Genomic DNA, 19,430 nt, shown 5'->3' with positions numbered 1-19,430 from the left:
TTTTGAATTTTGAATTTTGAATTTTGAATTGGCTTGGACATCTTACTGCTTCTCTTGAGTCGACTTGACGATGGAGGTCAACAAGCGGGGGAATTCTTCGCAATCCCGCCGGATGGAATGTGCGGCATTGTTTTCGAGCAACGGTGTCCGATAAACATCCGTTGGGGTTCGTTCCTCACCCCAACCTACGATCTCAACGAACTCGGACAACATTCTCCCTGTCCATCCAGCAACTCCCTGCTGTTCCAATTCAAAACTCACAATTCAAAATTCGAAGTTCAAGATTGAACGGCTGGTGAACGGCTGGTGACCGGCTGCCGGTTCACCGGTCCACTTCCGGAGGACATGCGTCCAAAGAAAACATGATCTGAGCTACGTCCTCCAACCGGCAGCCGGTCACCAGCCGTTCCAGCACTTGTACTGCATGCATGGACGACGGCCCGCGCACGTGGGTGCGGTAGGGCTTGACGCCGCCGTCGGACACCACGTACCAGGCAAGTTCCCCTTTCGAAGATTCCACCCGCACGTAGGCATCACCTGCGGGCACCTTCCAGGCCAGGGGGTTGGGGATGGGCGCGCGGATGGGGCCCGGCACACCGGGGAGGCGCTCGGCCACGTGGCGCAGGATCCGGATGCTCTGCACCAGTTCGCGGCGGCGCACCAGGGTACGCGCCCAGGCATCCCCCGCGTGCTCCGTGGCCACCTCGAAGGGGATCTGGTCGTACACCAGATAGGGGTCGTCGCGGCGCACGTCGAAGGCCAGGCCGGTGGCCCGCAGGTTCGGCCCCGTGACACCCCACTCCAGGGCCTGCTGCTGGTTGAGGACGCCCACGCCCCGGGAGCGGGTCACGAACACCTGGTTGGTGAAGAACAGGTGGTCGTAATCGGGCAGCCGGGAATCGAGATAATCCAGGGTATGGACGAGGCGCTCGAGAAACCCATCGGGCACGTCCCGACGCACACCACCGGGGATGTTGTAGATGCTGTATACACGCCCGCCCGTGAGTTCCTCGAACAGGTCGAGCACCAGGTCCCGGTCCGCCACCCCCCAGAACATGGGGCTGTACATGCCTGTCGTGGCGGCATGGCCGCCGAAGGTGAAGAGATGCGCGGCCACCCGCGACATCTCTAGCAGCAGCACCCTGAGCCACTGGGCTCGCTCCGGCACCTCGAGGCCGCACAACTCCTCCACCGCCATGGCGTAGCACACCTCCATGGGCGCGGGATCGGGCACGCAGATCCGCGGCACCAGGGCGATGTTCTGGATCCACAGCCGCTGCTCCATGAGCTTCTCGAAGCCCCGATGGAGGTAACCGCCGTCGGCCCGCGCCGCCAGCACCTCATCGCCATGGAGCTTCACCTTGAGGGCATAGTTGCCTTCGATGCCCGGATGGTTGGGGCCGAAGTTGAGTTCGTATTCGTTGCTCGGCGGCTGCCGCTTGGCCTCGTAATTCTCCGGGCGCATCAGGAGGCCTCCTGGGCGTCGGCAATTTTGAATTTTGAATTTTGAATTTTGAATTGATGTGCGCGCTTCGCGCGCGACTCTGACGTGGAGAAAGGAAATCTCTCGCCAAGACGCAAAGAGCGCCAAGAGCCGTAAATGCCTTCTTGGCGAACTTGGCACCCTGGCCAGATCACTTTCCCCTCAACAAGATTGTAAGATTTGGATCTTGAACTCTGAACTTCGAATCGATGCGCGGGCGCGACACGGGAATATGTCGTGGAAAAGGTCAATCCTTCGCCAAGGTGCAAAAACCATCCAGGTCCGTGACCGCATTCTTGGCGAACTTGGCGCCTTGGCGAGATCATTCTTTTTCCTCAATAAAACGGTGAGCGTAGCGAACACCGGATTTCATAATTCAAAATTCAAAATTCAAAATTCAAAATTCAAAATTGGAGCGCTCAGGCAGGTTACTTCCGGCGACTGAACCGCTGCTCATCCGGCCGAATCGCGATCCCCCCTCCGTCCTCCTCAAGCTCCTGAAGCCATTCTGGCCTATAGTCCTGCCAGTCGAAGTGGTCGTTGACCCAGGCCTCGGAGTCGAAATCCTTGCGCATGGGGGGCGGGCCGTCCCACTCGGTGAGGATGAACTTCTCCATGTCGGGGCTGCCCTCGAAATAGAGGCCGTACATCTCGTGAATGTCCCGCTCGAAGAAGGCGGCCGGGTGGTAGAGGTCGTAGACCGACAGGTACACCCCCGGCTCCCGGGGGATGCGGATGTGGGCGGACACCATCATGGACATCTCGTAGGACCACACGTGGTAGACCAGCTCGAACTGCCCGTCGTCCATCCAGTCCACGCAGCTGATGGCCGACAGGTGGACGAAGCCGGCCCGCCCCTTGAGGAGCTCCAGCAGGGCCGGCAGGGCATCCGCCGGCAGGTCCACCCGAGAGCGCCGTGGGCGGGTGCTGGTGATGTGCGCGCCCTTCACGTCCCGCAGGATGGGCCCGAGGGCCTTGGATCCCTCGCCCCCGCTCACGGCCGCCACCTCCGCATACCCCTCGCGCCGGCTGGATTCATACCCGCTCCTTCAAGCCGATGCGCATCTCCAGGGGTTCCAGGGGCTGCTGGTGCTGGCGCAGCAAGGCGGTGTGCTCGCCCTCGGTCTCCGGCCCCGCGAGGCCGTAATGCTCGGCCTCCTGGATAACGTTGGTGGGGGTCTGCCAGGCCTCGCCGAACAGGCGCTGCTGGTGGCCCAGGTAGTAATCGTAGCGCCGGTAGTAATCCTCCCAACCGTTCGCCTCCCCCGTGCGCACCCGCTCCATCAGGCCCCGCAGGCCCTCGATGACCGCCTCGGGCCGCGGCATGCAGCCGGCGATGTACATGTCCACGGGCATGTAGTCGTTGAGCTTCTTCGCGGTGGCGTAGCTCTGCCAGTACATGCCGCCATTGACGGTGCAGGAGCAGATGCCGATGACGTACTTGGGTGAGGCCATCTGCTCGTAGGTGAGGATCACCCGCTTCAGGGTCTTCACCGAGACATAACCCGTGATGAGCAGAATATCCGCCTGGCGGGGACTCACCATGGGCTGGATCCCTAGGCGCTCCATGTCGAAGCGCGAGGTCATGGCCGGCGGCAACTCGATGGCCCCACACCCCGTACAGTAATGGAGCATGAACATGGAACGCGACCGACAGAAGGCGGTGAGCTCGTCGAAGACCCGGGCGAAGGGATTAGTTCGGGACGCCTGGGCTACCGGGATCTGTTGGATTTCCTTCATCGTTTGCTCACCGCCAATTTTGAATTCTTAATTTTGAATTTTGAATTGATGCGCTCGCTGCGCTCGCATGTCGTCTCATTGATACATACCCCATCTTTCGAACCCACCGGGGGCCCGAGGTTCCCCGTGGGTCCAGCGAAAAAAACCGCTCTTGATCAAGAAGAACGTGAGCGTAGCGAACACCGGAATTCATAATTCAAAATTCAAAATTCAAAATTGGGATTGGCCGGCAAAGGGCCCTCAGTACATCAACAACGCCACCCCTATCAACCCGGCCATCACCGGCCATTTCCAAAGCAATCCCACAAGGTTTTCGGTGCGATAGCGCGGAAACAGGAAGGCGATGGACATGGGGATGGCCACCACGGCGAATATCTTTATCAGAAAGAACAGCCAGTTCTCGCCGCCCCCCAGGAACAGAGTGACGTAGATCACCGCGGCGGTGTAGAGCTGGAAGGACTGCATCACGAACAGACCGCCCAGGTACTTGCCGCCCATCTCCACCATGGGCCCGGTGGCGATCTCCGCCGGCGCGACGTAGATCTCGAAGGGCTGCTTGCCCAGCATGGCCTGCATGCCGAACAGGCCGGCGATGGCCAGCAGGGGCATCTCCACCGCGCCCCAGGTGGCGATGCCGCCGGCCTGCTGGAGGGCGATGATGTCCACCAGGTTGGTGGTGCCGAAGTGCCAGGCCACGCCGAAGATGACGATGACGAAGGGGATGTCGTAGGCCAGCATGGCGGTCAGGGCCCGGGAGATACCGATGGAGCCGTTGGGGTTGGCGCACTGCCCGACGCCGAGGGCGAGGCCGAGGGAGGGGATCATGATGACGTAGAGCAGGGCGATGAGCCCGCCCTTCTCGGCGATGCCGTTCATGCCCGGCATCGGCAGCAGGGTCTCGGCCGCCACGTAGCCCCCCACCGCCATGATAATGCCGATATCGTGCATGAGGCCGTGGGAGACCTGGGTGCGCTTGCCGTAGAGCTTGACGATGTCGTACAGGGGCTGGAACACGGGCGGCCCCACCCGGCGCTGCAGGCGGGCACCGATTTTGCGCATCATCAACACCATGAAGAGCCCGATGACGAAGGCCACGATGGGCATCAGCACCAGTTCAAGCAGCAGTTCCAGGACACTCATGGCAGGACCGCCCAGGCGAAACCGAGGGTAATGGTGAACAGCACCCAGGCCGCCGGCTGGGCTTGGCGATAGAAGCCCTGGAGGGCGGTAGCCAGGAGGTCTACGACGGAGATCACCGCCCCCTCCAGCCACTGGAAGCTCGAGCGATACCAGCCGCCGATGTGGTGCATGAGGCCAGGATAGAAGTTGTCACTGTACTGGTAGCGCACGTCGGCGGTGAGGAAATGGCCGCCGGCGTAGTTGTCCAGCTGGTGGACCCGCTTGCTGCGGCCGCCGAAACCGTAGAACAGCACCGCACCCACGGCGAAGCCGGCCATGATGACACCGTTCAGCCACAGCATATCGAGGCCCCCCGCCGGCGAGGTGACGCCCCCCAGGTGGTAGTCCGGCGCCGCCAGGCCGATGGCCTGCTGGGCATCGGCCACCACCCCCAGCACCAGGCCCGGCATGGTGCCGGTGACGATGATGATGCCGCACAGCACCAGCATGGGCCCGGTCATGCTCCACGGGGCCTCGCGGATGTCCTCGTGCTCCACCCGCAGCTGACCGAGGAACATGTTGTGGATGAGCTTGTAGACGCTGAGGATGGTGCCCAGGGTGCCGATGACGGCGGCCAGGAACAGCAGCGGTTCGCCCTCCAATACCAGGGAGCGGTACACCAGCCACTTGGACACGAAGCCGTTCATGGGCGGCAGGCCGGCCAAGCCGATGATGCCGATGAGCAGGGCCAGGAAGGACAGGGGCATGCGCACGATGAGGCCGCCCATGCGGTTGAGGTCCGCCGTACCCGTGCGGTGCATCACCGCGAACACCGCCAGCAGCAGCACCGCCTGGTTGGTGGCGTAGTTGAAGACGTGGAGCAGCCCGCCCGCCGTCCCGAAGGCATCCCCCATCACCAGCCCCAGCACCATGTAGCCCCCCTGGCCGATGCCGTGCCAGACCAGCAGCAGGCGGGCGTCATTCTGCTTCAGGGCCGTATAGGTGGGGAGGATGATGGTGAAGGCGGCGATCCAGGCCAGCACGTCGCGGCTGTCCAGCAGCCCCGGGATAATGCTCAGATCCACCAGGCGTTCCAGGGTGATGAACTTCACCAGCACCAGGGCCATGGCGAACAGCCCCATGCGCGATGAGATGGCCCCCAGGAAGGCCGCCGCCGGCCCCACGCTGAGGCCGTAGGCCGGGGCCTGCCACAGGTGGAAGGGCAGCATGGCCATCTTGACGCCGAAGCCGCCGAAGAACAGGGCCACCAGCAACCCCACCTGCCAGGGAGCCAGGGTGGGCAGCACCGCCATGAAATCCGCCGGCAACAGAGAGCCCGACCAGGCGTCGACCAGGACCACCCCCAGGAGCACCGCCATGCCACCGCCCATGGCGTAGGTGATGTAACGGATCCCCGCCCCCACCGCGGCGCCGCCCGCCAGCACCATCAGGGGCAGGCCCACCCAGCTCACCAGCTCCCAGCCGATGAACAGGGTCAGCAGATCCCCCGCCGACAGCAGCACCAGCATGGCGAAGACATTGGCGGCCAGGGCCAGATGCAGCCAGCCCGAGCTGCCGCCGGCGGCCACGAAGCGCTCGCCCCACTCCCCCGAGGCATAGGCGGCGGCGGCCAGGGCGGCACCGATGGTGGGCAGGGCGAAGAACCAGCCGAGGCCATCGAGGCGCCACGACAGGGGCTGGCCCAGGAATACCCAGGACACGCCGCTGGGCCATGTGGCCCCGGGGTCCAGATAGAGCAGCATGCCCAACATCAGGCCGTAGGGAAGGGCCAGGAAATGCCGGCGCCGGACGCCGCCCGCCAGCCACCAGGCCAGAGGCAGATTGAGAAAGGCCACCAGCAGCAGCAGGTCGAGATGGGTCATGGCGCCCCGCCCCCAGTCATCGGGCCCACCGTGCGCACGTAGAGGGCCACGTCGCCGGCCTCGGCCGCCATGTCCTGCACCACCTCCCACAGGGGCACGGCGAACACCACCGCAGCTACCAGCAGGGCCCCGAGCAACCCCGCGGTGACGGGGTACCCACCGCCGGCGGCACCCGCCGGGGCGCCTTCATCGCCACGGCTGTACAGGCGCCCCGCCAGCCGGAACAGGTAGCTGACCTCCAGCACCGTGGCCACGATGATGGCCACGATGGCCAGCCACGCCAGCCCGCCCGCCTCCCCGGCCAGCCCCGTGAGCACCAGGAACTTGGCCCAGAACCCGGGCAACGGCGGCAGCCCCACCAGGGACAGGGCGAAGAGCACGAACAACAGGCCCGCCAGGGGCGCGCGCCGCGCCGCCCCCACCAGGCCCTGGAGGCCGCCGCCCCACTGTCCGGCCAGCATGAACAGGCCGGGCTTCAGCACCAGGTGATGGACGGCCACGATGATGCCCGCCACCAGCCCGGCATCGCCCGGCAGGGAAAAGGCCACGAACACCAGGCCCAACTGGCCGATGGAGGAGAAGGCCAGCATGCGGGCCATGTCCCGCGCCTTCCAGGCCGCCAGCTCGCCCCCCACCATGCCGAGGACCCCCAGCACCAACAGCACGTCCCGCAACTCCTCCTGGGGGAACACCAGCACCAGCAGGCGTACCAGCACCAGCACCGCCAGCTTCGATACCACGCCCGCCAGCAGGCCGGCGGTGCGCCGGGTGGTGACGCCGTACACCTCGGGCACCCAGGCGTTCACCGGGAACAGCTCCGCCTTGACGCCGAAGCCCACCAGCAGGCACAGGAAGGCGGCGATCCCCGCCGGCCCCTGGAGTTCTTCGGCGACGAGAGCGAGATGGGCGAGGTTGAGGGTGCCGGTCTGGAAGTAGACGATGGCGATGCCGAATAGCGCGATGACGGAGCCCAGGGCACTCAACATCAGGTAACGGAAGGCGGCGGCGTAGGCGGCGGGGGTGCCGCGCTCGGCGGCGAGGCCGTAGGAGGCCACCGCCGCCAGTTCGTAGAAGACGTAGATGTTGAACAGGTCCCCCGACAGGGCGAGGCCGGCGGCGGCGGCGGCCAGCAGCAGGGTCAGAACGCGCCGGCGCACCAGGGCATCGGTGTCGCCCTCCCCCTCGTCCCGCGGCCACAGCAGCAGGGTCATGAGGGCCACGGCGGCGCAGAACAGCAGGGCCAGGCTATCGACGTAGAAGGTGATGCCCCAGGGCGGTGCGAAGCCGCCGAGATCGATGGCGAAGGGCAACGCCGCCGGCTGCCAGCTCTGGTACACCACCAGCAGCACCGCCACCAGGGCCGCGGGCCCCGCCACGGCCCCCAGCCAGCGCGCGGCGCCGTGTAGTATGGGCAGCAGGAAGGCTGCCACCAGGGGCAGGGCCACGGCGTAGGTCATCATCGCGGCACCTCCGGCAGGGCGTCCGGGCCCGGCAGGGGACGCCCGCCCGCCGGGCGTTCGGAACTCCCCGTGACCTCGACGCCGGACGCCGCCGCCAGGTCCGCCTCCATGCGGGCCCGCACCTCGGCCATGTCCAGGGTGCCGTAGGTCTCGCGGATGCGGATGACCATGGTCAGGGCCAGGGCCTGCACCCCCACGCCGATGACGATGGCGGTGAGCACCAGGGCCTGGGGAATGGGGTCCACCATGGGCTGGGCGGCGACCCCCGGTTGGAGAATGGGCGCCACCGCATCCCAGCGGTAACCCGCCAGCACCAGCATGAGGTTGGCCCCGGCCTCGGCGATGACCAGGGCCAGCACCATGCGAAAGAGATGGTTGGACAGCAGGATCCCCACCACCCCGATGGCGATGAGGCCGGCGGCCCCCACGAACAGCACCAGGCCGATGTAGGCGTCCATCAGGCCTCCCCCCCGCCGGCATGGGCCATGTGGGCCAGCAGCCCCGCCAGCTCCGCCCCCACCTTGAGGCCCACGGCGAGATACAACAGGGGCAGGGTGCCGGCGGAAAAGAGTTCGTGGAGGGCCTCCGGGCGCACCAGCAGGGGCTCCAGGAACACGCCGCCGCCCCACAGGGCGGCGAGGCCGATGAGGATAAAGGCGGTGCCGGCGAGACCCTCCACCACCCGCAACAGGCCATGGTCCGGGCCCGCGCCGGTGCCCGCGAGCAGCGGCAGGAAGAAGGCGGCGGCCAGGATGACGCCGCCCTGGAAGCCGCCGCCCGGCGTCAGGTGGCCGTGGAGGACGATGTAGAAGCCCACCACCAGCATGAGAGGGAACAGCAGCCGCGTGCCCGCCTGGAGGATGGTGCCCGCGGGGGCCCCCTCCGCGGGCGGCCGGCGGCGGCCCAGCACCAGCCCCCCGGCCGTGGCGGCGGCGAACAGGATGCTCAGTTCCCCCAGGGTGTCGAGGCCGCGGAAGCCCAGCAACACCGCGCTCACCGCGTTGGCGGCACCGGTGCCCGCCACCGCCTGGTCCAGCACCCCCTGCCCCGCGCGCATGGGCGGCTCGCCGAAGCCGAGGGTCAGGGTCAAGGTGAACAGCAGGAAGGCGAAACCCGCCAGGAACAGCACGGTGGCGAACCTAGGCATCGCCGCCCTCCCCGTCCCGGGTGCCGCCCACCGCCACCAGCCCCAGCCGCCGCAGGGCCAGCACGAGGATGAGGGCGCTGAGCCCCGCCCCCACCGCCGCCTCGGTCATGGCCACGTCGGGGGCCCGCAGGATCACGAACACCAGGGCCAGGGCCAGGGACACCACGGAACTGGCCGCCAGGGCCGCCAGGAGGTTGTCCAGCACCAGCACCAGCACCGCGCTGGTGAGCATGAGGACGACGATGCCGAGGAGCAGCCAGAACATCAGGATTCCTCCTCCCCGGCCTTGTGCCAGGGCCGGATCCCCGAACGGTAGAGGGCCCGGGCGATGGCCGACGAGCCCACGGGGTTGGTGAGGAGGATGAACAGGGCCACTGCCACCAGCTTGGGCCACCAGGTGGGATACAGGAGGCCCACCCCGGCGAGTATGCACAGGGAGCCCATGGTGACTGCCTTGGTGCCCGCCTGGATGCGGTTGTAGACGTCCGGCATGCGCACCAGGCCGAGGGCCCCCAGCAGGCAGAACAGTCCCCCCACCAGCAGCAACAGGTTGCCCAGGAAGGTCATCATGGCCCGCCCTCGATGGCACGGGCGATGGCCACCACCCCGACGAAGGCGAGGACGCCGTAGACCAGGGCCACGTCCAGGTACAGGGCGCTGTCGAAGGCCGCCGCCAGTAGCACGATGGCCGCCGTAGTGATGACGGCGATGGTGTCCGCGGCCACCACGCGATCGGGCGCCGTAGGGCCCGCCACCAGCCGCCCCAGGGCCAGCAGCACCCCGGCGCCCACCAGCAGCAGGGGCAGCAGGACCATGGGCTCGGTCATCGCACGAACCCCGCCAGGTGGCGCTCGAAACCCGCGGCGATGTGGCGGGTGGCGCCCTCCATGTCGGTCCCCGGGGGGCAATCCACCCAATGGACCAGCAGTTCGTCCCCCTCCAGGTCCACCGCCAGGGTGCCGGGGGTCAGGGTGATGCTGTTGGCCAGCAGCAGGCGGCCGAGTTCCGATGCCAGCCCGGTGCGCACCTTCACCACCGCCGGGCGGATAGGCAGGGCCGGCGTGAGGACGCGGCGCGCCATGTCCACATTGGCCCGCACCAGGGCCACCAGGAAGGTGCCCAGGAAACGCACGGCGTGGAGCGGGGCCCGGGGCTCGAAGCGCAGGGCGGCGAAGAAACCGCCCGGGTCCCGGGTCGCCAGGGCGACGGTGAGGGCCACCACGACGCCCACCAGCAACTCCTGCCACGCCAGGCTGGCCGTCAGCAACAACCACAGCAGCAGGGCGGCGGCGAACACCACCACCAGGGACTTGCTTCGATCAGTCATAGGATCCTTGCGGACGACCAGGATGGGCCCTTGGGAGAGTGAGGATCATAAGCATATTTGTATTCCATTATCTACCGGTCATGAAGCTGTTTTCGGCACCAATCCCATTGTCTACAGGCGTGAGTCATCCAGCGCCACGATTCGCCCTCGAAGGGGGAGCTGAACATCCTGGAAGCAATAATCGCACCAGCACATGATCGACCGCAGGGCCCGCCAGCGCCGCAGGAGCGGCCGGCGGCGTTGCCCCAAAAAGGCCCTGCCCGGCCGAAGCCAGGCACCCTCCTGGGGCAGCCGCCTATTCAGCATATTTGGGGTCAGAGTAAAAACTTGCCGGCGCACTGAGAGTCCTGATAAACAGAAGGGGCACGCAAATTTTCAGGGACGAGAGATGGCAAGGTTACCGAGGGTTTGTATTCCAGGCATTCCCCTTCACATCATCCAGCGCGGCAACAACCGGCAGGCATGCTTCGCCTCGGAGAAAGACGTTGCCGCCTATGCACGCTGGCTCGAGGAGTATGCGGCAAAGAATACCGTGGCCATTCATGCCTGGGTCTTCATGACAAACCACGTGCACCTGCTGGTGACCCCCGTGTCCGCCGATGGAGTGCCCCGCCTGATGCAGACGCTCGGCCGTCAATACGTACGGTACTTCAACCACGCCAATCAAAGGACGGGGACGCTGTGGGAGGGGCGCTACAAGTCATGCGTCGTTGAGACCGATTCATATCTGCTGGTCTGCCAGCGGTACATTGAGTTAAACCCGGTACGTGCTGGAATGGTGGCGACTCCGGAGGATTACTCCTGGTCCAGCTATCGTGCTAACGCTCTTGGACATCCGGCCAAGCTGTGGACGCCTCACCCGGCCTACCAGACGCTCGGCACAACCGTGGCGGAGCGGGCCGATACCTACCGGCGTTTGTTCCCCAGCGAGTTGGAGCCGGCGGTTACTAAAGCGATCCGGGACGCCACGAATAGCGGGATGGCCCTTGGGAACGATAGGTTCAGAGATGAAATTGAGCGGCTCAGCGGCCGGAGGATGATCCCCCTCAAGCGAGGGCCGAAGACAAGGCGCGCGCGTCGGTAATAGTTTTTACTCTGACCCCAAATGCAAGAGCAAGATATCGCTACTTTGCCCGGAGTCGTGGATCTATACTGCAATTCCGTTACGGGATAACTGCGCCATACCTGCCAAGGCCGGTGTTTTCATGCCTCGGCCACCGTGAGGTGAGGGGCTGTCGCGGTGATGGAATGTAAATAGCCGCCCGGCATGGGTATCCGCCCACACGGGATTGAACCGCGGCGATGTCGGTTAAGGATTTCTCCGGAGTGGATACGTGCCCGCCGGGGAAGAATTCCGGGACTGGGGCACGCAACCTTCGAGACCCGTAACGCCATGGATCTGGTTTCCGCCCACGACCTCACCAAGACCTATCGGGTCGGGGATGTGGACGTGCCCGCCCTGCGGGGCGTAGGGTTCACCATCGCGGCCGGGGCCTTCGTGGCCTTCGTGGGGCCCTCCGGCAGCGGCAAGAGTACCCTGCTTAACCTCATCGGTTGCCTGGACAAGCCCAGCGGCGGCCGCCTGACGGTGCTGGATACGGATGTGGCCGGCCTCGGCCGGCGCGCCGCCGCCGACTTTCGCGGCCGCCATCTCGGCTTCGTGTTCCAGGACTTCAATCTGATCCCGGTGCTGTCCGCCGCCGAGAATATCGCCTATCCGCTGCAGATGGTGCTGGACTGGCCGGCGACCCGGCGCCACACCCGCGTGGCCGAACTGCTGGAGGCGGTGGGCATGGCGGATCAGGGCCACAAGCGCCCCGATCAACTCTCCGGAGGCCAGAAGCAGCGGGTGGCGGTGGCCCGGGCCCTGGCCACCGAGCCCAGGCTGGTGCTGGCGGACGAGCCCACCGCCAACCTGGATCACGCCACCGCCTATCGCATTCTCGAACTCATGAAACGGATGCGCGACGAGCTGGACACCACCTTCATCTTCTCCACTCACGACACCAAGATCGTGGGCGAGGCCGAGACGGTCTTCACCCTCGAGGACGGGCGCCTGGCCGACCACCACGGGGCAGGATCATGAGCCGTATTCTCGCCCTGGCCACCCGCAACCTGTGGCGCTACTGGCGCCGCACCCTGCTCACCTCCAGCCTCATCGTCCTCGGCGTCGTGGCGGTGCTGCTGTTCGTGGCGGTCTCCGGCTCCTTCAAGACCCTCATGGTGGGCCAGATCACCGATGCCATGCTTGGCCACCTGCAGGTCCACCGCAAGGGCTACGTGGCGTCCCTGGAGAATCTGCCCCTCACCCTCAACATCAAACCCCAGGCCCTGAAGAAGATCGAGGAGGCCCTGGACGCCATGCCCGAGGTGGTGGCCACGGCGCCACGGCTCCGCTTCGGCGCCATGCTGAGCAACTTCACCGAGACCACGAGCATACGCCTGAACGGCATCCTGCCCGAGCGGGAGACGGCCGCCATGCCCGCCCTGGCCGAGCGCCTGGTGGCCGGCCGCCTGGAGGATGGCCTGGTGGCCCCGGGAGCGTTGCTGCTGCCGGAGTTGCTGGCCAAGGGAATGAAGATCGCCCCGGGCGACACCGTGGTGCTGGTGGCCACCAATGCCGACGGCTCGGTGAACGGCCAGACCTTCCTGGTGCAGGGGGTGCTGGAGGCGGTGACCGGCCCCGGCGGGCGCGATGGCTACCTGCACATGGACGATGCCCGCACCCTGCTGCGCCTGGAGCAGCCCGAGGTCAACGAGCTGGCGGTACGGCTGGCGGACATCGACCAGGTGGACGCCGTGGCGGCGCGGCTGCGGGATAGCCTGGACACCCTGGTGAATCCCCGCGGCCAGCCCCAGTTCGAGGTTCATGGCTGGCACCAGCTGTCACCCTTCGCCAACATCGCGCGCATGATCGACCTGCTGGATTTCTTCATCCGCATCATGCTGGTGGGCATCGTGCTCATCGCCATCATGAACGTGATGGTGATGGCGGTGTACGAGCGCATCCGCGAGATCGGCACCGTGGCCGCCATCGGCACGCCGCCCCATCGTATCCTCGCCCTGTTCGTGGCCGAAGGCCTGCTCCTGGGGCTGATGGGCACCGTCATCGGCGCCGCCGTCAGCGTGCTGCTGGTCCAGGCCCTCAACCTGTGGCCGGTGGCCTTCGCCTTCGGCCGCCAGCACATCGTCCTGGCGCCGGTCCTGGCGGCGACGGAGGTGCTGTGGATCGGCCTCATGGTGGTGGTGACGGCGGGGCTGGCCAGCCTGCAGCCGGCGTGGAAGGCGGCGCGCATGAACCCCATCACCGCCCTGCGCCACGTATGAGGAACGAGACCATGTTGCGTGCGACCCTTTTGTGGCTGCTGGCCGTCGGCCTGGCCCCGGCGGCCCTGGCCTACGACGCCACCGCCGTGCTGGCGGGCGTGGATGAACGCATGGCGCCGGCGGCCTACGAGATGTACCGCAAGCTCATCAACATCGAGCCCGACGGCGACCGCAAGGAGTTCGTCCTCTACACCGTCAAGAAGGGCACGGACAAGATGGTGGCCCTGTTCCTGGACCCGCCCAGCGAGCATGGGCGCACCACCCTGCGCCTCGGCGACAACCTGTGGCTGTACATCCCCAACGTCGGCAAGCCCATCCGCATCACCAGCCTGCAATCGGTGGTGGGCGGGGTGTTCAACAACTCCGACATCATGCGCCTGGAGTTCGGCACCGAATACACCGCCGCGCCCGCCGGCGAGGACGACACCCACTACCTGCTCGACCTTGAGGCGCGCGGTCCGGCGGTGGCCTACGACCGCCTCAAGATGTGGGTGGACAAGGCCACGGGAGTGCCCGTCACCATCGAGGCCTACGCCGCCAGCGGCCTGCTCATCAAGACCCTGCGCTATGGGGACATCAAGGACTTCGGCCACGGCATCGTGCGTCCCGCCCGCCTCGTCACCGACAGCCCCCTCTACCGGGGCTACCAGTCGGTGATGCTGTTCGACGGCATCCGCCCCCGGGAGCTGGCCGACGAGGTGTTCACCCTGGATTACATGCCGAGGGTGGGCGAGTTGCGCTGATGAAGGGGTTCGCGCTGGCGTCCTGCATCGCCGCCGCCGCGGCGGCGCCGGCCGCCGACTTCAGCTTCGACATGGGGCGCTACCAGAAGCAACCCTACGAGGTGGGCGGCTATTTCCAGGGCAGTGCCGAACACATCGAGCTGGACGACGGGGCGGCCCTCTCCGCCCTGCGCTTTCCCGCCGGCGCCCCCGCCGCCGGCCGGCGTTACCGCGGCGTATTGGAGGTCTCCGGCCTCTACCGGCTCCAGGGCCTCACCTTCAAGGGCCTGTTCCACGCCGAGGCCCTGGACGACGTGGCGGGCAGCACCGATGACGCCGCCTTCTACGAGGGCTACGTGGAGGGCCGGCCCGCCCCCCGCTGGACCCTGAGCCTCGGCAAGCGGGCCCTGCGCTGGGGCAAGGGCTATGCCTTCACCACCGTGGGTTTCGTGGAGCGCGCCAAGGACGCCACCGATCCCGACCTCGCCCGGGAGGGCTTCAAGGTGGCCGCGGTGGAGTACGTGAGGAGCGCCGGCGGCCCGCTGCAGACCCTGTCCCTCACCGCCCTCGCCCTGCCGGTGCGTGGCACCCTCAACGACGACTTCGGCGCCACCGACGACACCAACCTGGCGGCGCGCCTGTACCTGCTCTACCGCGACACCGATATCGACCTGATGGTGCGCACGGGCGACAGCCGCCCCGATGCCGTCGGCCTCGACTTCTCCCGCAACCTCGCCCCTCACTTCGCCATCCACGGCGAAGTGGCGTGGCAGCACGAGCGCCGGCGCCCGGTGCTGGACCCGGCCAACCGCCTGCGGCCGCGAGAGGCCGAGGGAGCGGACTGGCTGCTGGGCCTGCGCTACCTGACCGCCACCGAGACCACGTGGATCGCGGAGTACTATCACAACGGGGCCGGTTACTCATCGCAGGAGATGCGCCGCTTCTACGCCCTCGCGCGCTCCGCCAGCGACGACCCGGCCCTGCGCCCCGCCGCCCGCGGGGCCCTCGAGGCCGGCTACGGCCGGCCCCAGGCCATGCGGGACTATGTGTATCTGAAGGTATCCCAGAAGGAACCCTTCGACGCCCTGTACTGGAACGCCGGCCTCACCGCCATCGTCAACCTGCACGACGCCAGCGCCTCCGTCATCCCCGAGGTGGTGTACGCGGGACTCGAGAACGTGGAACTGCGGGGGCGCATCGGCCTGCTGGCCGGCGGCCGCGACAGCGAGTTCGGCGAGCGCCAGAACGACTGGCGCGCCGAGCTGCGGCTGCGTTACTTCTTCTGACCGGGGGCGGCCATCAGAGGCCGCGGCGGCTCCTGATTTCGCCGCCCCCGCGACCCGCCTGGGCAGGGTGATGCAGACCCGGCCTGGATTCCCACTCACGGGGCGTCACCGTCCTCGTCCGGCCCCCGGCCCAGGGCCGTGGCGAACTGCCGGTAGCGGCGATAACGGTCGAGGACGACCTGCTGAGCCTCCCGGGCCAGGCGCGCCGCAGCGGCGGCGGACTGGCCGGGGGGCGTCCTGAAGCGGTTCTCCGTCGCGGTGAAGGCCTCGTAGGGCAATTCCGGCGCCTTGGAGTCCAACTGCAGCGGGTTGCCGCCGGCCTGGGCGCGGCGCGGATCGAAGCGCAGCAGGGGCCAGTGGCCGCTGCGCACCGCCAGGTCCTGGCGCTCCAGGGTGCGGCCGAGGTCGATGCCGTGGGCCAGGCAGGGGCTGTAGGCCAGGATGAGGGAAGGTCCCGGATAGGACTCGGCCTCCAGGAAGGCGCGCACCGTCTGCACGTCCCGGCCCCCCAGGGCCACGGTGGCCACGTAGACGTGGCCGTAGGCCATGGCCATGAGGGCCAGATCCTTCTTGGCCCCCGGCTTGCCCGCGGCGGCGAACCTGGCCACGGCGCCCTTCGGGGTGGCCTTGGACATCTGGCCGCCGGTGTTGGAATAGACCTCGGTGTCCAGCACCAGCACGTTGACGTCGTCGTCCTGGGCCAGCACATGGTCGAGGCCACCGAAACCGATGTCGTAGGCCCAGCCGTCGCCGCCCACGATCCACACGCTCTTCTTCACCAGGTAGTCGGCCAGCTGCTCCAGCTCCCGGGCCTCGGGGCCGTCCACGTCGGCCAGGGCCCGGCGCAGCCCCGCCACCCGCTGCCGCTGATCCTGGATACCCGCCTCGTCGCCCTGGGTCGCCTCCAGCACCGCCGCCGCCAGACCGGCAGGCAGGCGATTGGCCAAGCCCTCCACCAAGCCACGGGCGCGGGCCGCGAGACTGTCCACCGCCAGCCGGAAGCCGAAGCCGAACTCGGCATTGTCCTCGAACAGGGAGTTGGACCACGCGGGCCCGCGCCCGGCCCCATCGACGGTCCACGGCGTGGTGGGCAGGTTGCCGCCGTAGATGGAGGAACAGCCGGTGGCGTTGGCCACCAGCATGCGGTCGCCGAAGAGCTGGGTGGCCAGCTTGAGGTAGGGGGTCTCGCCGCAGCCGATGCAGGCGCCGGAGAACTCGAACAGGGGCCGGGCCAGCTGGCAGCCCTTGATGGTGGCCCACTTGATGGCGCGACGATCGTACTCCGGCAAGCCGAGGAAGAAGGCCCAGTTGGCGGCCTCGGCGGCGCGCAGGGGCGGCTGGGGCGCCATGTTCAGCGCCTTGTGTTCCGCTTTTTCCTTGGAGCTGATGGGGCACACCTCCACGCACAGGCCGCAGCCGGTGCAGTCCTCGGGGGCCACCTGGTAGCTGATATCCATGTCCGCAGGGAAATCCTTACCCTTCACCGGTACGTGCTTGAAGGTCGCCGGTGCGCCGGCCGCCGCCGCGGCGGGGAACACCTTGCTGCGGATGGCGGCGTGGGGACACACCAGGGGGCACTTGCCACAGTGGGTGCACAGATCCGCGTCCCACACCGGGATCTCCGGCGCCAGGTTGCGCTTCTCCCAGGCCGCGGTGCCGGTGGGCCAGGTGCCGTCCACCGGCAGGCGGCTGACGGGCAGGTCGTCGCCACGCCCGGCGATGATGGGGCCGATGACGTCGCGCACGAAGTCCGGGGCAGCGGCGGGGATGGGCCCGGACAGCCGCTCCGGGCCGGTGGCCGCCGCCGGCAGGGGGACCTGGTGAAGCCCGGCCAGGGCGCCATCGATGGCCGCGAAGTTGGCGTCCACCAAGGCCTCGCCCCGGGCGCCGTAGCTCTTCTGCACCGCCGCCTTGATGCGCGCCACGGCCTCGTCTCGGGGCAACACCCCGGCGAGGGCGAAGAAGCAGGCCTGCATCACCGTGTTGATGCGCCGCCCCAGGCCCGCCGCCTGGGCCGTGCCATAGGCGTCGATGACATGGAAGCGGACACCGAGGCGAATCATGCGCTCCTGCATGCCCCGCGGCAGGCCGTCCCATGCCTGCTCCGGCGGCACGGGGCTGTTCAGCAGGAACACCGCCCCGGGCGCCGCCTTGGCCAGCACATCCAGGCGCTCCAGCAGCACCGGCTGGTGGCAGGCCACGAAGTCCGCCTGGCCGTCGCCGATGAGATAGGGCGAGGCGATGGGCCGGGGGCCGAAACGCAGGTGAGAGACGGTGACGGCGCCGGATTTCTTGGAGTCGTAGACGAAGTAACCCTGACCGTGGTGGGCCGTGTCCTCGCCGATGATCTTGATGGTGTTCTTGTTGGCGCTCACGGTGCCATCGCTGCCGAGACCATAGAACACCGCCTGCACCTGACCATCGTGGGCGTCGGTTACGAATTCCGGGTCCCAGGACAGGCTGTGGTGGCCCACGTCGTCATGGATCCCGACGGTGAAATCGTTGCGGGGTTGCGGGGCCGCCAGGTCGTCCAGCACCGCCTTGACCATGGCCGGGGTGAACTCCTTGGAGGAGAGGCCGTAACGCCCGCCCACGATGCGCGGCATGGCGGCGAAACGGCTGCCGCCGGCGGCCACATACTGGGCCACGGCGGTCACCACATCTTTGTACAGGGGCTCGCCGCCGGCGCCGGGCTCCTTGCTGCGATCCAGCACCGCGATGCGCCGCACGGTGGGCGGCAGGGCGGCGATGAGGTGGTCTGCGGCGAAGGGCCGATAGAGGCGCACCTTCACCACCCCCACCCACTCTCCGCGGGCCGCCAGCCAGCGCACGGCCTCCTCGGCCGCCTCGGCCCCCGAGCCCATGACCACCAGCACCCGCTCGGCGTCGGGTGCGCCACGATAGTCGAACAGCCGGTAGGCGCGGCCGGTCAGCGCTTGGAGCCGGTCCATGGTGTGCTGCACCACTCCGGGGAAGCGCTCGTAGTAGGGGTTCACCGTCTCCCGGGCCTGGAAATAGACGTCCGGGTTCTGGGCGGTGCCGCGGATCACCGGATGGTCCGGGGACAGGGCGCGCCGGCGGTGGGCCCGCACCTGCTCCTCGTCCAGCAGGCTGCGCACCACCCCCAGGGGAATGGCATGTACGGTGTTCTGTTCATGGGAGGTGCGGAAGCCATCGAAGAAATGGACCACCGGGATGCGTGCCGCCAGGGTGGCGGCGTGGGCGACGAGGGCCAGGTCCATGGCCTCCTGCACCGAGCCCGAACTCAGCATGGAGAAGCCCGTGGCGCGCGCCGCCATGACGTCGCTGTGGTCCCCGAAGATGGACAGGGCTTGGGCCGCCAGGCTGCGGGCCGCCACGTGGAATACCGCGGGCGTGAGTTCGCCGGCTATGCGGTACATATCGGGGATCATCAGCAACAGGCCCTGGGAGGCCGTGAAGGTGGTGGTCAACGCTCCGGCCTGAAGGGCCCCGTGGACCGCGCCCGCGGCACCGCCCTCGCTCTGCATCTCCACCACCCGCGGCACCCGTCCCCACAGGTTGAGCCGGCCCTCGGCGGCCCACTGATCCGCCAGTTCCCCCATGGGCGAAGCGGGGGTGATGGGGTAGATGGCCACCACCTCGCTGGCGAGGTAGGCGATACGGGCGGCGGCCTCGTTGCCATCGATGATCAGGGTGCGGGACTCGGACATGGGACCTCCCGGCAGGCGCCCGTGTGGGACATGGGCAGGTCTTCACATACTACAATGTGGAATTTCAGTATATTCCAATCTCCTTAAACCTCCACCGCCCATGTTGGCGGACGTGACGCGGATCAACGATTCGTGCTGGTCGGCGAGGCCGATACCCGGGACGGGCATAGCGACAGGACGGGCCGGTGGCCGGGTGAGGGCGATTCCCTTACCATCGCCCTCAGAATATTGGCCCCGGACGACG

General features: G+C 67.5%; 19 protein-coding genes. 6 read left to right on the top strand and 13 right to left on the bottom strand.

Going from position 1 to position 19,430, the window contains the following annotated elements:
* Nucleotides 1-322: 322 nt before the first annotated feature.
* Nucleotides 323-1,465, bottom strand: a complete 1,143-nt coding sequence (locus tag U5S82_18215) for an NADH-quinone oxidoreductase subunit D (protein MDZ7753521.1) — start codon at nucleotides 1,463-1,465, stop codon at nucleotides 323-325.
* A gap of 205 nt (nucleotides 1,466-1,670) precedes the next feature.
* On the opposite strand from U5S82_18215, the gene U5S82_18210 reads away from it, so the two are divergent.
* Nucleotides 1,671-1,928 (top strand): hypothetical protein, encoded by a 258-nt coding sequence (locus tag U5S82_18210; protein MDZ7753520.1) that lies wholly within the window; start codon nucleotides 1,671-1,673, stop codon nucleotides 1,926-1,928.
* On the opposite strand, the gene U5S82_18205 is transcribed toward U5S82_18210, so the two are convergent.
* The 11 genes from U5S82_18205 to U5S82_18155 form a co-directional block, all read right to left on the bottom strand.
* The gene (locus tag U5S82_18205; protein MDZ7753519.1) at nucleotides 1,912-2,481 is read right to left on the bottom strand and encodes an NADH-quinone oxidoreductase subunit C; all 570 of its coding nucleotides are present in this window, start codon (nucleotides 2,479-2,481) and stop codon (nucleotides 1,912-1,914) included. The two genes, U5S82_18210 and U5S82_18205, sit on opposite strands and share 17 nt — an antisense overlap.
* Before the next feature lie 37 nt (nucleotides 2,482-2,518).
* A complete protein-coding gene (nuoB, locus tag U5S82_18200) occupies nucleotides 2,519-3,223 on the bottom strand; it encodes an NADH-quinone oxidoreductase subunit NuoB (protein MDZ7753518.1) in 705 nt (234 codons plus the stop codon).
* 240 nt (nucleotides 3,224-3,463) lie between these two features.
* Nucleotides 3,464-4,363, bottom strand: coding sequence for an NADH-quinone oxidoreductase subunit H (locus tag U5S82_18195; GenBank protein ID MDZ7753517.1), 900 nt, complete (start codon nucleotides 4,361-4,363; stop codon nucleotides 3,464-3,466).
* Complete coding sequence (locus U5S82_18190) at nucleotides 4,360-6,225, bottom strand: proton-conducting transporter membrane subunit (GenBank protein ID MDZ7753516.1); 1,866 nt, start codon at nucleotides 6,223-6,225, stop codon at nucleotides 4,360-4,362. Before U5S82_18190 ends, U5S82_18195 begins: the two co-directional genes overlap by 4 nt.
* Nucleotides 6,222-7,685, bottom strand: coding sequence for a proton-conducting transporter membrane subunit (locus tag U5S82_18185; protein ID MDZ7753515.1), 1,464 nt, complete (start codon nucleotides 7,683-7,685; stop codon nucleotides 6,222-6,224). The genes U5S82_18190 and U5S82_18185 overlap by 4 nt, the downstream gene beginning before the upstream one ends.
* Nucleotides 7,682-8,143, bottom strand: a complete 462-nt coding sequence (locus U5S82_18180; GenBank protein ID MDZ7753514.1) for an NADH-quinone oxidoreductase subunit K — start codon at nucleotides 8,141-8,143, stop codon at nucleotides 7,682-7,684. The genes U5S82_18185 and U5S82_18180 overlap by 4 nt, the downstream gene beginning before the upstream one ends.
* Nucleotides 8,143-8,832 (bottom strand): hydrogen gas-evolving membrane-bound hydrogenase subunit E, encoded by a 690-nt coding sequence (gene mbhE / locus U5S82_18175; protein MDZ7753513.1) that lies wholly within the window; start codon nucleotides 8,830-8,832, stop codon nucleotides 8,143-8,145. Before mbhE ends, U5S82_18180 begins: the two co-directional genes overlap by 1 nt.
* A complete protein-coding gene (locus U5S82_18170) occupies nucleotides 8,825-9,097 on the bottom strand; it encodes a hydrogenase subunit MbhD domain-containing protein (protein MDZ7753512.1) in 273 nt (90 codons plus the stop codon). Before U5S82_18170 ends, mbhE begins: the two co-directional genes overlap by 8 nt.
* Complete coding sequence (mnhG, locus tag U5S82_18165) at nucleotides 9,097-9,402, bottom strand: monovalent cation/H(+) antiporter subunit G (GenBank protein ID MDZ7753511.1); 306 nt, start codon at nucleotides 9,400-9,402, stop codon at nucleotides 9,097-9,099. Before mnhG ends, U5S82_18170 begins: the two co-directional genes overlap by 1 nt.
* Nucleotides 9,399-9,659: a monovalent cation/H+ antiporter complex subunit F gene (locus U5S82_18160; protein ID MDZ7753510.1), complete on the bottom strand. Its 261-nt coding sequence runs from the start codon at nucleotides 9,657-9,659 to the stop codon at nucleotides 9,399-9,401. Before U5S82_18160 ends, mnhG begins: the two co-directional genes overlap by 4 nt.
* Nucleotides 9,656-10,159, bottom strand: a complete 504-nt coding sequence (locus tag U5S82_18155) for a Na+/H+ antiporter subunit E (protein MDZ7753509.1) — start codon at nucleotides 10,157-10,159, stop codon at nucleotides 9,656-9,658. The genes U5S82_18160 and U5S82_18155 overlap by 4 nt, the downstream gene beginning before the upstream one ends.
* 388 nt (nucleotides 10,160-10,547) lie before the next feature.
* Between U5S82_18155 and U5S82_18150 the strand changes: the two genes are divergently transcribed.
* The 5 genes from U5S82_18150 (at nucleotide 10,548) to U5S82_18130 (ending at nucleotide 15,494) form a co-directional block, all read left to right on the top strand.
* The gene (locus U5S82_18150; GenBank protein ID MDZ7753508.1) at nucleotides 10,548-11,243 is read left to right on the top strand and encodes a transposase; all 696 of its coding nucleotides are present in this window, start codon (nucleotides 10,548-10,550) and stop codon (nucleotides 11,241-11,243) included.
* A 309-nt stretch (nucleotides 11,244-11,552) separates the two neighbouring features.
* Nucleotides 11,553-12,245, top strand: coding sequence for an ABC transporter ATP-binding protein (locus tag U5S82_18145; protein MDZ7753507.1), 693 nt, complete (start codon nucleotides 11,553-11,555; stop codon nucleotides 12,243-12,245).
* On the top strand, nucleotides 12,242-13,486 hold the full coding sequence (locus U5S82_18140) for an ABC transporter permease (protein ID MDZ7753506.1): 1,245 nt from the start codon (nucleotides 12,242-12,244) through the stop codon (nucleotides 13,484-13,486). Before U5S82_18145 ends, U5S82_18140 begins: the two co-directional genes overlap by 4 nt.
* Nucleotides 13,487-13,497: 11 nt before the next feature.
* Nucleotides 13,498-14,229, top strand: coding sequence for an outer membrane lipoprotein-sorting protein (locus U5S82_18135; GenBank protein ID MDZ7753505.1), 732 nt, complete (start codon nucleotides 13,498-13,500; stop codon nucleotides 14,227-14,229).
* Nucleotides 14,229-15,494, top strand: a complete 1,266-nt coding sequence (locus U5S82_18130; GenBank protein MDZ7753504.1) for a hypothetical protein — start codon at nucleotides 14,229-14,231, stop codon at nucleotides 15,492-15,494. The genes U5S82_18135 and U5S82_18130 overlap by 1 nt, the downstream gene beginning before the upstream one ends.
* A 95-nt stretch (nucleotides 15,495-15,589) precedes the next feature.
* Here the strand turns inward: U5S82_18130 and nifJ are convergent, their stop codons facing one another.
* The gene (nifJ, locus tag U5S82_18125) at nucleotides 15,590-19,186 is read right to left on the bottom strand and encodes a pyruvate:ferredoxin (flavodoxin) oxidoreductase (protein MDZ7753503.1); all 3,597 of its coding nucleotides are present in this window, start codon (nucleotides 19,184-19,186) and stop codon (nucleotides 15,590-15,592) included.
* Nucleotides 19,187-19,430: the final 244 nt, after the last annotated feature.

The organism is Gammaproteobacteria bacterium, from assembly GCA_034522055.1.
Taxonomy (GTDB): Bacteria; Pseudomonadota; Gammaproteobacteria; order JAABTG01; family JAABTG01; genus JAABTG01.
Note: the sequence above shows the minus strand (reverse complement) of the source record. Positions and strands in the feature narration are given on the sequence as shown.

Bases quoted from the DNA above. Each gene is read 5' to 3' on its own strand.
- U5S82_18215 (MDZ7753521.1), bottom strand. From the start codon at position 1,465: ATGCGCCCGGAGAATTACGAGGCCAAGCGGCAGCCGCCGAGCAACGAA.
- nuoB (MDZ7753518.1), bottom strand. From the start codon at position 3,223: ATGAAGGAAATCCAACAGATCCCGGTAGCCCAGGCGTCCCGAACTAAT.
- U5S82_18195 (MDZ7753517.1), bottom strand. From the start codon at position 4,363: ATGAGTGTCCTGGAACTGCTGCTTGAACTGGTGCTGATGCCCATCGTG.
- U5S82_18190 (MDZ7753516.1), bottom strand. From the start codon at position 6,225: ATGACCCATCTCGACCTGCTGCTGCTGGTGGCCTTTCTCAATCTGCCT.
- U5S82_18185 (MDZ7753515.1), bottom strand. From the start codon at position 7,685: ATGATGACCTACGCCGTGGCCCTGCCCCTGGTGGCAGCCTTCCTGCTG.
- U5S82_18180 (MDZ7753514.1), bottom strand. From the start codon at position 8,143: ATGGACGCCTACATCGGCCTGGTGCTGTTCGTGGGGGCCGCCGGCCTC.
- mbhE (MDZ7753513.1), bottom strand. From the start codon at position 8,832: ATGCCTAGGTTCGCCACCGTGCTGTTCCTGGCGGGTTTCGCCTTCCTG.
- U5S82_18170 (MDZ7753512.1), bottom strand. From the start codon at position 9,097: ATGTTCTGGCTGCTCCTCGGCATCGTCGTCCTCATGCTCACCAGCGCG.
- mnhG (MDZ7753511.1), bottom strand. From the start codon at position 9,402: ATGATGACCTTCCTGGGCAACCTGTTGCTGCTGGTGGGGGGACTGTTC.
- U5S82_18160 (MDZ7753510.1), bottom strand. From the start codon at position 9,659: ATGACCGAGCCCATGGTCCTGCTGCCCCTGCTGCTGGTGGGCGCCGGG.
- U5S82_18155 (MDZ7753509.1), bottom strand. From the start codon at position 10,159: ATGACTGATCGAAGCAAGTCCCTGGTGGTGGTGTTCGCCGCCGCCCTG.
- U5S82_18150 (MDZ7753508.1), top strand. From the start codon at position 10,548: ATGGCAAGGTTACCGAGGGTTTGTATTCCAGGCATTCCCCTTCACATC.
- U5S82_18145 (MDZ7753507.1), top strand. From the start codon at position 11,553: ATGGATCTGGTTTCCGCCCACGACCTCACCAAGACCTATCGGGTCGGG.
- U5S82_18140 (MDZ7753506.1), top strand. From the start codon at position 12,242: ATGAGCCGTATTCTCGCCCTGGCCACCCGCAACCTGTGGCGCTACTGG.
- U5S82_18135 (MDZ7753505.1), top strand. From the start codon at position 13,498: ATGTTGCGTGCGACCCTTTTGTGGCTGCTGGCCGTCGGCCTGGCCCCG.
- U5S82_18130 (MDZ7753504.1), top strand. From the start codon at position 14,229: ATGAAGGGGTTCGCGCTGGCGTCCTGCATCGCCGCCGCCGCGGCGGCG.
- nifJ (MDZ7753503.1), bottom strand. From the start codon at position 19,186: ATGTCCGAGTCCCGCACCCTGATCATCGATGGCAACGAGGCCGCCGCC.